Source organism: Acinetobacter sp. CY81 (genome assembly GCF_059515925.1).
In genome coordinates this window covers 312,044-324,800 of record NZ_JCAKNC010000003.1, presented here as the reverse complement: position 1 = coordinate 324,800, position 12,757 = coordinate 312,044, and the positions used below count along the sequence as shown (strand labels likewise).

The 12,757-nt window shown below is 39.4% G+C and carries 14 protein-coding genes; 4 read left to right on the top strand and 10 right to left on the bottom strand.

Annotation, left to right across the window (positions count from 1 at the left end):
• Positions 1-207: 207 nt before the first annotated feature.
• Together AC5YDM_RS06010 and AC5YDM_RS06005 are read left to right on the top strand one after the other, a co-directional pair.
• The gene (locus tag AC5YDM_RS06010) at positions 208-1,827 is read left to right on the top strand and encodes a glutamate synthase-related protein (RefSeq protein WP_496151203.1); all 1,620 of its coding nucleotides are present in this window, start codon (positions 208-210) and stop codon (positions 1,825-1,827) included.
• 233 nt (positions 1,828-2,060) lie between these two features.
• On the top strand, positions 2,061-3,707 hold the full coding sequence (locus AC5YDM_RS06005; protein WP_496151202.1) for an acyl-CoA synthetase: 1,647 nt from the start codon (positions 2,061-2,063) through the stop codon (positions 3,705-3,707).
• Between the two features lie 97 nt (positions 3,708-3,804).
• On the opposite strand, the gene AC5YDM_RS06000 is transcribed toward AC5YDM_RS06005, so the two are convergent.
• The 10 genes from AC5YDM_RS06000 to mazG all read right to left on the bottom strand — a co-directional run bounded on the left by AC5YDM_RS06000 (position 3,805) and on the right by mazG (position 11,321).
• Complete coding sequence (locus AC5YDM_RS06000; protein ID WP_496151201.1) at positions 3,805-4,347, bottom strand: cysteine peptidase family C39 domain-containing protein; 543 nt, start codon at positions 4,345-4,347, stop codon at positions 3,805-3,807.
• Positions 4,348-4,571: 224 nt separating this feature from the next.
• Positions 4,572-5,108: a ribosome biogenesis factor YjgA gene (gene yjgA / locus AC5YDM_RS05995; RefSeq protein WP_496151200.1), complete on the bottom strand. Its 537-nt coding sequence runs from the start codon at positions 5,106-5,108 to the stop codon at positions 4,572-4,574.
• 2 nt (positions 5,109-5,110) lie between these two features.
• Positions 5,111-5,380, bottom strand: coding sequence for an HPr family phosphocarrier protein (locus tag AC5YDM_RS05990; protein WP_496151199.1), 270 nt, complete (start codon positions 5,378-5,380; stop codon positions 5,111-5,113).
• A complete protein-coding gene (gene rapZ, locus AC5YDM_RS05985; RefSeq protein WP_496151198.1) occupies positions 5,377-6,228 on the bottom strand; it encodes an RNase adapter RapZ in 852 nt (283 codons plus the stop codon). Before rapZ ends, AC5YDM_RS05990 begins: the two co-directional genes overlap by 4 nt.
• 21 nt (positions 6,229-6,249) lie before the next feature.
• Positions 6,250-7,098 carry a pantoate--beta-alanine ligase gene (panC, locus tag AC5YDM_RS05980; RefSeq protein ID WP_496151197.1) on the bottom strand — a complete coding sequence of 283 codons (849 nt, stop codon included), beginning with the start codon at positions 7,096-7,098 and terminating at the stop codon, positions 6,250-6,252.
• Between the two features lie 33 nt (positions 7,099-7,131).
• Complete coding sequence (gene panB, locus AC5YDM_RS05975) at positions 7,132-7,941, bottom strand: 3-methyl-2-oxobutanoate hydroxymethyltransferase (protein WP_496151196.1); 810 nt, start codon at positions 7,939-7,941, stop codon at positions 7,132-7,134.
• 40 nt (positions 7,942-7,981) lie between these two features.
• Entirely contained in the window at positions 7,982-8,470 is a 489-nt protein-coding gene (folK, locus tag AC5YDM_RS05970) for a 2-amino-4-hydroxy-6-hydroxymethyldihydropteridine diphosphokinase (RefSeq protein WP_496151195.1), read from the bottom strand.
• The gene (pcnB, locus tag AC5YDM_RS05965) at positions 8,467-9,945 is read right to left on the bottom strand and encodes a polynucleotide adenylyltransferase PcnB (protein ID WP_496151194.1); all 1,479 of its coding nucleotides are present in this window, start codon (positions 9,943-9,945) and stop codon (positions 8,467-8,469) included. The genes folK and pcnB overlap by 4 nt, the downstream gene beginning before the upstream one ends.
• A gap of 151 nt (positions 9,946-10,096) precedes the next feature.
• Positions 10,097-10,516: a helix-hairpin-helix domain-containing protein gene (locus AC5YDM_RS05960; RefSeq protein WP_496151193.1), complete on the bottom strand. Its 420-nt coding sequence runs from the start codon at positions 10,514-10,516 to the stop codon at positions 10,097-10,099.
• On the bottom strand, positions 10,497-11,321 hold the full coding sequence (gene mazG / locus AC5YDM_RS05955; protein ID WP_496151192.1) for a nucleoside triphosphate pyrophosphohydrolase: 825 nt from the start codon (positions 11,319-11,321) through the stop codon (positions 10,497-10,499). The genes AC5YDM_RS05960 and mazG overlap by 20 nt, the downstream gene beginning before the upstream one ends.
• A 121-nt stretch (positions 11,322-11,442) precedes the next feature.
• Here mazG and AC5YDM_RS05950 point away from each other — a divergent pair, with 121 nt between their 5' ends.
• Complete coding sequence (locus tag AC5YDM_RS05950; RefSeq protein WP_496151191.1) at positions 11,443-12,219, top strand: SDR family oxidoreductase; 777 nt, start codon at positions 11,443-11,445, stop codon at positions 12,217-12,219.
• Positions 12,220-12,297: 78 nt separating this feature from the next.
• Entirely contained in the window at positions 12,298-12,738 is a 441-nt protein-coding gene (locus AC5YDM_RS05945) for a hypothetical protein (protein ID WP_496151190.1), read from the top strand.
• Positions 12,739-12,757 lie beyond the last annotated feature (19 nt).

The following is a 12,757-nucleotide window of genomic DNA, read 5'->3' as shown; positions in this document are numbered from 1 at the left end:
TTTACGTTTAAGGTTTTAACTCAAGTAGTAAATTTTTAAGGTTATAAGCTCAATTATCTCACACATAGAATTCTGCAAACCATAATTTTAACAACTGTCGATTATGCTTATGTCATACTATTTCAAAGATTTTATTTGAACGATTTAAAACAAAAAATCATTAAAACTTCAATTCATTAACCCACCCAAAATATATAGGCAGGTGACATGCAATCTCATCCATTACTTTCGTTTAGCCAACTTGAACCGTTAAAACCAACTTATGCACTCGCAGCCAATGTCGATCTCGTTGTTTTAAGACTTGAAGAAAATGATCCCGAGAAAGTTGTAGTCATGTATGGGCGGTGTCAACATCGTGGCGCATTGATGTCAGATGCCCACATTCAAGGTGATAAAATCGTCTGTGGTCTACATGGCTCACATTACAATTATAAGACTGGGATTAACCCTCGCTATATCACCCATAATCTTCAAAAATTTAAAGCATGGATTGAAAATGATACGGTTCATGTTGATCTTGAAGAAATTGCAGCTTGGGAAGAAAAGCATCCACAAAACTTTAAACGAGATCAATATCAAGGACTTTATGCAGACTCACAAAGTGCACCTGAAGAGCCACATAATAAATTTATTTTAGATTTAGCTAAAAATGGTTTAACTAAGTTTGGACATCATGGTCCAAGTGCTGCAATGGGTGTTCCTTTTGATAAGTTACCAAAATGGGAAGATATCCAAATGGTCACGGCTCAATTGTGGAAAATTCCCTTGTTAGATGATGCTCATGTATCTACCGAAGTCATTATTGGACCCAATGCTAAAAAACCACTGAAATTAGATATTCCTCTGTTTGTATCTGACATGAGTTTTGGTGCATTGTCTCAAGAGGCAAAAGTTGCATTGTCTCGTGGCGCTGAGCTCGCTGGCACAGGAATCTGTTCAGGTGAAGGTGGCATGTTGGATGATGAACAAGCTTCGAATTCTAAATACTTTTATGAACTGGCTTCAGGTCGTTTCGGCTATGACATTGAAAAAGTTAAAAAGTGTCAGGCTTTCCATTTTAAAGGCGGGCAAGCAGCGAAAACAGGTACAGGTGGTCACTTACCTGGTCATAAAGTCGTCGGTAAGATCGCTGAAGTTCGTGGCTTGCCTGAAGGTCAAGCTGCGATCTCTCCTGCAACATTCCCAGACTGGACTGATCTTTCTCAATATAAAGCTTTTGTAGACTATGTCCGTGAAGAAACAGGTGGTATTCCTATCGGTTTTAAACTTTCAGCTCAGCATATTGAACGTGATATTGATGCAGCTTTAAGTATAGGTGTGGACTACATCATTCTAGATGGCCGTGGTGGTGGTACAGGTGCTGCTCCTACATTGTTCCGTGACAATATCTCTGTACCCACTATTCCAGCTTTAGCACGAGCACGTCGTCATTTAGATCGCTTAGGTCGTCGTGACATTAGCCTAGTCATTACAGGTGGGCTTCGTGTTCCAGCCGATTTCATTAAAGCCTTGGCACTTGGAGCAGATGCAATTGCCGTTTCAAACTCAGCGATGCAAGCCATCGGTTGCCTAGGTATGCGTGCATGCCAAACCAATGACTGCCCTGTCGGTGTTGCGACTCAGCAAGACCATTTACGTCGTCGCTTAGAAATTGAAAAATCAGCACAACAATTGGCAAATTTCTTTAATGCATCAACCGAACTTATGAAAGTCATGGCACGTGCATGTGGTCATGATCATTTAAATCAGTTCAATCTCAGCGATCTGACCACTTGGAAAAGAGAAATCAGTGAATTAGCAGGGATTGAATACGGTGGTATTCGATAAAATTACTTTTAAAAACTAAAATTAAAAAAGCCTATTCATCAATATGAGTAGGCTTTTTTAGTTTGGGATGTTCAATCTCCTGAACTCATCCATGCATTTATGAATGGCTGATACAGAACCTCACTAAAAAATACAATTGATGAAATAACACACGACTAAAGCCTAAAGGACTTTTTCAGAAAAAATTCTTATCTTGTAGTGAGGAAGAATAATTATAGTTTTGGAGAAAGACCATGGTCAGTGCTTATGATGAATTACCGCGCACACCTGCAAATTTTGTTGCTTTATCGCCTTTGCGTTATTTAGAACGTGCTGCATACATCTACCCTGACCAAGCTGCCATTATTCATGGACAACGTCATATTACATGGCGTGAAAAATACAATCGTTGTCGCCAATTTGCTCACCAACTGCAAAATCTTGGCATTAAAAAGAATGATACAGTCTCCGTACTTCTTCCAAACGTCCCTGCCATGTTGGAAGCGCACTTTGCTGTTCCAATGTCAGGCGCTGTTCTCAATACATTAAATACACGATTAGATGCTAAAACCTTAGCATTCATGCTCGAACATGCAGAATCAAAAGTTCTGTTGGTTGATCCTGAATTTTCCGGACTTGCACAAGAAGCTTTGGCACTACTAGATCAAGATATTTATGTGATTGACGTTGCTGATACTGAATATGAAAATCATGCAACTACCGCTTTAATTGGTCAAATCGAATATGAAGAATGGCTCAAAGGTGGTGACGCTAATTTTGAATGGCATCTTCCACAAGATGAGTGGGATGCAATCAGTCTAAGCTACACTTCAGGTACAACAGGCAACCCTAAGGGTGTGGTTTATCACCACCGTGGCGCTTATATCAATGCAGCCAGTAATATCATTGCCTGTGGCATGACACCTCGTGCAACTTACCTCTGGACGCTCCCATTATTCCACTGTAATGGCTGGTGCTTTGGCTGGACGATGGCTGCTAATGGTGGTACTAACATTTGTTTACGTAAAGTTGACCCTGAATTAATTTTCAAATTGATTGCCGAACATAAAGTTGATTATTTCTGTGGTGCGCCTATTGTCCTTTCTATGATGATCAATGCACCGAAAGAAAAACAGATTCCAATTGAGCATCGTGTAGAAGTCATGGTTGCAGGTGCTGCACCTCCAGCAGCAATCATTGAAGGTATGCGCAATCTTGGTGTCAACGTGACTCACGTTTACGGTTTGACTGAAACCTATGGTCCATCTGCACTGTGTGCTTCTCAAGCAGGCTGGAGTGAGCTTTCTATTCAAGAGCAAGCTCAACTACATTCACGCCAAGGTGTACCTTATCCTCTTCAAGATGGCATGAAAGTCCTTGATCCAGAAACGATGCAACCTGTACCAAATGATGGCTCAACCATGGGCGAAATTATGTTCCGTGGCAACATTGTCATGAAAGGCTATTTAAAAAATAAACAAGCCACTGAAGAAGCATTTGCGGGTGGATGGTTCCATACAGGTGACTTAGCAGTATCTCAACCTGATGGTTATGCAAAAATCACTGACCGCTCTAAAGATGTGATTATTTCAGGTGGTGAAAATATTTCCTCTCTTGAAGTTGAAGAAATCCTTTATCAACACCCTGCCGTGATGACCGCAGCTGTGGTTGCAAAACCTGATCCACGTTGGCAAGAAGTACCATGCGCATTTATTGAACTCAAACATGGTGCTGAGGCAACACCTGAAGAGATTATTGAGTACTGCAAACAACATCTTGCACGCTTCAAAGTACCTAAAGATATTGTCATTACTGAAATTCCAAAAACATCGACAGGAAAATTACAAAAATTCGTACTTCGTGAATGGGCAAAAGAGCGTGCTGTCGGTGAATTCACCTAAGTATTAAAAAGCTTTCAGCTATAGACTTCCTGAGATATAAAATAAAAAAGCGATCCAATTGGTCGCTTTTTTATTTTAAAATTTTGCATGCATTTGTTTACGAATAAATAACCGATTCAACTTCAAAATGAGCATGTGGTCTAATTACAATCGCCTGACGACAAATACCCTCTTCCGCACGTTGCCGTTCAAAAATATCAGCCGGCATCGCTTCAAAAGAATCAAAAAATTGAACTTCAAACTCATCTATATCATAGATCAATGAGTGGTTACCGACTCCGTCCAAAGTGTCGTAATAGACAATGACCCATGCACCTTGTTGAACTTCATTGACAAGTTCTGCATAACTGAGTGCAGACTGAACTTGTATATTTAGGCTTTGTGCAGCTTGATACAGTGCGGGTTCATTTTCATGTTGATCTAAATCTTCATCCGTATGAAATGCCACATCAAAACCCAATCGTTTCAATCCTACAGCCAATCCTATACCAAAGGTTCCAACCTCTATTTCATAGCCTAAAATCTCAAGTAGTTGATCTAAGGCGATATTAATTTCACAATGCTGTAGCACCATCCATACAGCAAATACACCACAATTTGACTCAAGATTCTGCAATTCTTCAGGTACGACTAAACTCATGTGAGGACTCATATGGACGATGTAACATCATTACTTAGTCCAAGTATTTAATAATCATTGGATTTAGCTTAGACACAGATCCAAATCAACATCTTTAAACTAGGCTTGATAAAGCTTTAAATACACAAAAATGTGATATCTAAAATGTAAAAAAGCGACCAAGGTCGCTGAATTACAGTGCTCAAAATGCTTAAAACTTTAAGCATTTCAGCTCTATTAACACATTATGAATTTTCAGAAATCAATGCAACTTGCTGAACATAATTGGTTAAATTCAATTTTGATTGTGCAACTGCTTCTTCGCCCAACTGCTGCTTAATATCACGTTCAATACGCAAAATATGTTGGCGAATAGGGTGATGTTCGGCTGCATTATACATCTTCATGAATTCTTTAATCGCAGGATCACCTTGAGCAATCATACGATCAACCCAACGATGTAATTGTGCGGTCTTCTTTAAACCTTGTTGAGGTGTTAAATAAGACAAGATCACCGTTTCATCTTCATTACGCAATAATTTACCAATACGTAAAAATTGACGACGGCGAGCCTCACCCGAAGTGATCAATTGCACATCCAAAAGCGCTTCAATTAAACGCTCTTCCACGGGCAGACTCATGATTTTCTTTTTTGGCAACTCAGCGAGTTGCGCACCTAAAGCAGCCATACGTTGTACAGCTTTCTTTTGTTCAGTTTTACTTGCACGCCCTTCTAAAGACTCAAAATCATCTTCAGTAAAACGTTGCGATCGACGTGCCACGATTATTCAGCCTCGTAAAATTTTGCTGCGAATAGTGCTTGAACCTCAGACAAAGCTTTTTCTTCGTCTGCCCCATCAACCACTAATCGTAAAGTTGTACCTTTGCCTGCACCAAGCATCAGCAATGACATGATATTTTTGGCATCAACTAATTTATCGCCCTTACCAATTTGAATCGAACTACGAAACTTGGTAGTAACTTCGATGAGCTTGCCAGATGCACGCGCATGTAATCCTAATTTGTTAATAACGTCAACAGTTGTGTCAATCATGACCAGTGCTTCATTTCTCTATGCAAGACTTGAATAGACCATTTTGCCTCAAGAGCCTTTTTCAGTCTATCAACAATATATACAGAACGATGTTGACCGCCCGTACACCCAATAGAAACCGTAATATAATGACGATGCCCTTCTGCAAAGGCAGGTAACCATTTATTTAAAAATTGATGTAGATCATTGTACATTTCATTGGTTTGCTCAAATGAGTCCAAGAAGATTTGCACCGGCTCATCTAAACCAGAATATTTTCTTAACTCATTATCCCAATGCGGATTTGGCAAATGACGCACATCAAAAATAAAATCTGCGTCTAAAGGAATGCCATGCTTATATCCAAATGATTGTAAAATCACGATCAGATTATCAACCTGACCTAATTTGGATAATAAAGTATCTTTCAGGTCATGAACACTTTTATCTGAAGTATCGATCTGAACCGTTGCTTTATGCTGAATCGGGCGCAACAATGTTTTTTCTTCTTGAATACACTCATTCAAACTTTTAAAACGACTGGCTAAAGGATGTGGACGGCGAGATGCACTAAAACGTGCAATCAACTCCTGATCCTTGGTTGTTAAATAAATAACATCGACCGCACCATGTTTTTGTAACTGTTCAAAAACCTGATCGAATTCTTGCAAATCAGCACGAGTACTCCGGACATCGACACCTAAAGCCAATTGTTCTAGATTATTTTCTTGATCTAACTTACCAACAATTTCAGGGAGTAGAGCCAAAGGCAAATTATCAATACAGTAATATCCAAGGTCTTCAAGTACCTGCAAAGCAGATGACTTACCTGAACCCGACTGTCCTGTAACAATAAGAATGCGCTTCATGAAATCTCCATAAATGATGCCTTAGGCTTTAAAGTTCACCTGTAAATTATCAATCAAACGTGTTTTACCAATTTTAGCAGCAACAAAAAGCACTACATTTTGGTCAAAATTTTCAACTGTTTGAAGCATCGGTGTACGTGCTTCAACATAATCAACAACAAAACCTGCGGTTGTTAACTCTGCTTTGATTTTAGCCAAAACATGATTAAGGTCTTCGCCCGCACGAAGATTTGCTTCAGCCGCTTTTAATGATTGATAAATCACGGGTGCTGTTTGACGATGTTCATCAGACAAATAACCGTTGCGCGAACTCAATGCCAAACCATCTTCCGCACGCGCAATCGGCACACCGATAACTTCAATTGGCATGTTCAAGTCTTGAACCATTTGCTTAATCACAGCCAATTGTTGGAAGTCTTTTTGCCCAAAGAATGCAAAGTTAGGTTGAACAATATTAAATAACTTGGTCACAACGACAGCAACGCCATCAAAGTGCCCTGGGCGCTGTGCACCACACAAATCATCAGTAATCGTACTCACGCTAATGGTGGTTAAGCGAGGTTGCCCTGTACCATACATTTGTTCAACTGAGGGCGCAAAAACAATATCACACCCTACATCAGCTAAAAGATTACTGTCTTGTTCCAAAGTTCGAGGGTAACTATCAAAATCTTCATTTGGACCAAACTGAATGGGATTAACAAAAATACTCACCACAACAACATCACATAATTTACGTGCCTCACGAACAAGGTTCAAATGCCCCTGATGTAAGTTACCCATCGTGGGTACAAACCCAATGGTTTTACGCGCTTGACGAGCACTACTGAGTGATGCAGTTAATCCATGTATTGTTGTTTCAGTTTTCATTCTTTACAGCTCAACTTCTTAGCATTAGACGACTTAGAGTTCGACTTGAAATGTATGTTCTTTCGCAGGGAAAGACTGATCTTGTACGGCAACATGATACGCTTTAATCGCATCTAAAATCGCCATTTCACCTGATTGTTCTTTCATAAAGTTGCGAACAAAACGTGCCACTTTACCAAAGTTCAATCCCAACATATCTTGTACAACCAACACCTGACCATCTGTTTCAGCACCAGCGCCGATACCGATTACAGGCACATTTGGAAACAGTTCAGTGATTTCTTTACCCATTTGTGCAGGTACACATTCAAGTAAAAGTACGGCTGCGCCTGCTTCAACGACAGCTTTACAATCTGCAATTAATTGATCCGCAGCATCGCGTGTCTTCGCTTGTAATTTATAGCCACCAAATACATGAACAGATTGAGGCGTTAAACCCAAATGAACACATACAGGAATGCCATTACGTGTCAAGGTTTGAACGGTTTCACTTAACCAAGCACCACCTTCAATTTTCACCATTTGAGCGCCAGCTTGCATCACCGTTTTTGCATTGATTAATGCATCATTCAATGTTGCATAACTCATAAATGGTAAATCAGTCATGATAAATGAATGTTGATTAGTACGTCGCACTGCAGCCGTATGGTATGCCATATCTGCAACATTCACAGGTAGCGTTGAGTCATGACCTTGAATGGTCATACCCAAAGAATCACCAATTAAAATCGAGTCAATTTCAGCAAGTTCCATTGCCTTTGCCATGCTTGCGTCATAACACGTTAGACATGAAAATCTGCGACCTTGCTGTTTGAATTGTCTTAAATCGCTTAGACTAATCATGACGATGTCCTCTAAAAGTGTTCTTTCGAACATTTGAAAATTAAATATTTACCCAAGATTCATTTGCAAGCACAGTTAAATCACTCTGCTGCACAACATCTAAATCTTTGATCAATTGATCATTTACAACCAAATTTGGATCAAGGTCTAACAACGGAATCAAAACAAAATCACGCTCTAAAACACCAACATGAGGAACGGTTAAACGTTCATTCTGAATCTGCTGTTGACTATATATCAACAAATCTAAATCTAAAGTTCTTTCCCCCCAATGACGTAGGCGTACTCGACCTGATTCTTGTTCAAATTGCTGTAATTTATCAAGCAACTCAAGTGGTGCTAATGCTGTGGTTAAGGCAACCACAGCATTATGATAATTGGGTTGATCCTGCGGTCCCATAGGTGAACTTTGATAAAGCTTCGATGCCTTAACCGTTCCTAAGGTAGCAAGTTTATGGTAAGCCTCAGCCAAAATTTGCTGAGAGTCTCCCAAATTACTGCCTAAACCAATGTACGTAAGCTGACTCATTGTGTCGGACCAAAAACCACTTCTTTCAAATCACGTTGAACACGACGACGCTTTAAAATTGGGTGATCTGCATGAATCGTCCCTGGTGCAACAGCCGCTTGTAGTGCTGAACGTCCTTGCCCATTACGATTATTTTCATAAGGTTGATTTGCGGGCTTACGCGGACGACGAGTTCTAGACTCAGACTCTTTCACCAAAGGTTCAATACGTGCAGAAACATGCTCTTCAGGAACCTGTTCTACAGTCGATGCTTTGCGACGACTCTTAGTACGTTGACGATTATATTGTGCAATCACACGCTCTTTTTCATCACGTGACATGACCTGATAAGCATCCCACCAAGATCCCATGCCTTGCGTCGAATCATCACCTGATTTTTCACGTAGTAACATAAAGTCAAAACCCGCACGGAATCGTGCATGACTTGATAATGCTTCGATTTGCTGTGGTTTTGGATTCAATAAACGGGTTTGCATTTCCCAGACTTCACGAATAAAAGTTTCCGCGAAGCGCGGAATAATAGTGCGAGTCGCTTGTAGCTTCAAGACGTCTAATCCCGCTTGGGCTCTAGCTTCAGCTGCGACCATACCTTTGCTTAAATTCGCGGTACAACGTTCTAAGAAAGGTTGCCATAACAGCACTGCATAGAAAAATGCAGGGTTAATGGTTTTACCCACTTGAATACGTTGATCGGTATTTTTAGCTGCACGTTCGATAAATTGATTGGTTTTCGGAGGTAATTCCGCAAACAACTGCTTCCAAATACCAAACTCAATCAACATCGCTAATACACGATGTAAATGCCCCATCGTGAATAATTTTTGTGACTCATCGTACAAACGGTGTGGTGAAACATCACGTAAAAGTTGAGTCAACTCAGGTGTAAAGACTTTAAGAATTTCAGGTGCAATTTTAAAATTCAATTTTGCTGCAAATCTTAAAGTACGCAACATACGTACTGGATCTTCTTCAAAACGCAGTAAAGGATCACCTAATAATCGTAAAGTACGAGATTGAATATCTTCTATTGCATTACAAAAATCGAGCACAATGCCTTTACGTGGTTGGTAATACATTGCATTAATAGAAAAATCACGGCGAACAAAATCTTGCTCAATCGTACCCCAATTATTATCGCGTAAAATCATCCCTGCGGCTGAAGTCACTGCTTTCTTAGGAGGTGCACGAAATGTCGCAACTTCAATCAGTTCACGTCCAGAATAGACATGTGCCAATTCAAAACGACGACCAATAATACGGCAACGACGTCCAAAGACTTCTTTAATTTGTGAAGGAGTTGCGTTGGTTACTGCATCAAAATCCTTAGGTTCAAGCCCAAGCATTAAGTCACGCACGCCACCACCGACTATATAAGCGTCATAGCCAGCTTTCGTTAATGAGTCGATGACATCTAAAATGGAAGAAGGTAATTGGGTGGTGGATAATCCACACTTTGACGCGTGCAAAGTTTGCAAAAGACGCTGTCTCCTACGTCAGGACGTAAAAATCATAATTGTGCTAATCATATCTCTAACACAATCAAAGGGCAATTTGATTATCCCGATCTATAGTATATTCTTCAATCGCAAGCTGAAAAATATATGGCGTAAATTACAATGTTTTACCTTATAAACTTAAACGCGCTTTATTCTTTTCTAAAAGCTTAGGCCCTATTCCTTTGACATTTTTAAGATCATCAATACTCTTAAATCCTCCATTTTTTTGTCGATACTCAATGATCGCCAATGCTTTTTTCTCACCTACGCCATGAAGTTGTTGAAGCTCCATCACTGGTGCAGAATTCAAACGCACTTTCCCACCCACTGCATATTGCGCAGAGCTTGAAGAAGAACCTTTACTTGAAGTCGTGGGTCTGGATAAATAATGATTCGGCTGGCTTTTAGCGAGTTTAGCATCCTTCGCTTCTTGCTCCGCTTTCCACTGTAAATATTGGCGATCAAATTGCTGGGCATGCCCAAATACCGGAATACTCAAAGCCACAATAATAGAAAAAAGCGTCAATAATTTAAGTTGGAAGATTCTCATAAGATGCCTGTAAAGGATTGTGTTTATTTTTAAGTTCAGCTTGTTGTTTTAAATATAGTTTCGCTTGATCCCAAAGTTGATCCATTTCTTCCAAACTCATCTGTTCTAAGTTTTTATTTTGCTGGATCGCTTGATCTTCAATATAACCAAATCGGGATTTAAACTTGTGAATTGTGCTTAATAACGACATCTCACTGGATACATTAAGTTTACGACCAACATTAATTAAAGAAAATAAACAATCACCAAATTCATCCTGTATTTCATCGGAATTATTTTTCAGCACAGCTTCACGAAGCTCACTCAACTCTTCTTCTAATTTTTGATAAGCATCATCAACACTCTCAAAATCAAAACCAATCTTTGCGACATTTTTTTGAATCTGTTCAGCTTGCGTCACAGCAGGTCCATGCTTCACTTCATCCAATCGAGATTGAGGCTGATCCTTTTTTTCATCTGCTTTAATTTTCTTCCAAAGCTCAGCAACATCAGTCTCATTAAGCTGATCAAATTTTTCAGACTGAAATACATGAGGATGTCGACGAATCAATTTTTCAGAAATGCTTTCAACCACATCATTAAAATCAAATACACCTTGCTCACTATACATTTGTGCCTGAAAAACCACTTGTAATAATAAATCACCTAACTCTTCTTTAACGTGTTGTGCATCGCCTGATCGCACAGCATCTTCAACCTCATAAGCCTCCTCAATCGCATAGCGGGTTAAACTCATCGGCGTTTGAGCTTGATCCCATGGACATTTTGCTCTTAATATTTGCATGATACTTAATAACTTTTCCATGGAAAAAACCTCGAATAAAACCAATAAATACAGTGTTTAAATCATTTGCTTAAAGCCAGTGCTCGTTTTATGCTCAGAAGAACAATTTAAAAAAACAGTGTAATAACAAAGGATCTTTTAAATGACACAGAGTATTTTCATAAGTGGATCAGCACAAGGTATCGGTGCGGCTGTAGCAAAATTATTTTATGCGAAAGGTTATAAAGTTGGTATTTATGACATCAATGCGGTTCAAGCACAAAAGTTAGCATCTGAACTCGGTGTGAATGCAAAAGCTGGATTACTTGATGTCGCCAATTATGAAAACTGGCAAAAATCTTTAAAAGAATTCAGCGATTGGGCTGGTGAAATTAATATTCTCGTCAATAATGCAGGGATTCTCTATTCAGGTGCTTTTGAAAACACTGATATTCAAGCACACCACCGAACTATTAACATCAATGTAAATGGCGTTCTCAATGGATGTCACGCTGCTTTTCCTTATCTTAAAAATGCGTCTTTTGCTCGAGTGATTAATCTTTCTTCCGCTTCGGCAATATATGGTCAAGCAGATTTAATTTCTTATTCAGCGAGTAAGTTTGCTGTACGTTCGATCACAGAAGGTTTAGATGTCGAATGGGAGAAATATGGAATCCGTGTTTTAGATGTGATGCCACTATTTGTTCAAACAGCAATGGTGACAGATATGGATGCAGGAACGATTCAAAATATGGGGGTCAATCTCACACCTGATGATGTTGCTGAGCAAATTTTTAAAACTGTCACACTTAAAGATTCAATTTTCACAGCAACACACCATACCGTTGGTCTGAAAGCTGAAGTTATGTTTCACCTATCTCGTATGAGCCCACAATTTATAAACAGATTAAGTAATTTATTTCTAAGTAAAAAGAAATGACAACTTCGTCACATTTATGTAATATTCTCTTGCCCTCCAGGGCTTTTAATAACAATGCGTTACTTATGAGAATATAAAATGAAAAAAATGATTACTTTGGCTCTAGCTACAGCGCTTACATCTACAGCATTTGCAAACTCTACGAGCGAAACACAAAGTTTGACAAAACAACTTACCACTGCTGAACTTAAGGCAATGGACTGTGCAACACTTGCAGTTGAAAAAGCAAATGCAAAACGTAGTCTAGAATCTGCGGATAAAAACATTGCTGCTGCTGCGACTCAAACTCCAGGTAAGTCTTTAAGCAAATGGGCTGGCATGGCAGGTAGTGCTTTATCAACTTTTGGCGGTAACTCTGAAAAAGCAACAAAAATGGGGCAAGTTGCGAACAGTGTAGCAGGTGAGAAAGATACTTCTGAAGCAGGTAATGTTCAATTGCAACAGCAAATCAAAGCTGCATCTCAAGCGAACTTTGACAATATTGGTATTTACCAAGGTTCTAAGAAGTGCAAAATCTAAGTCTCAATTCAATTTTTTG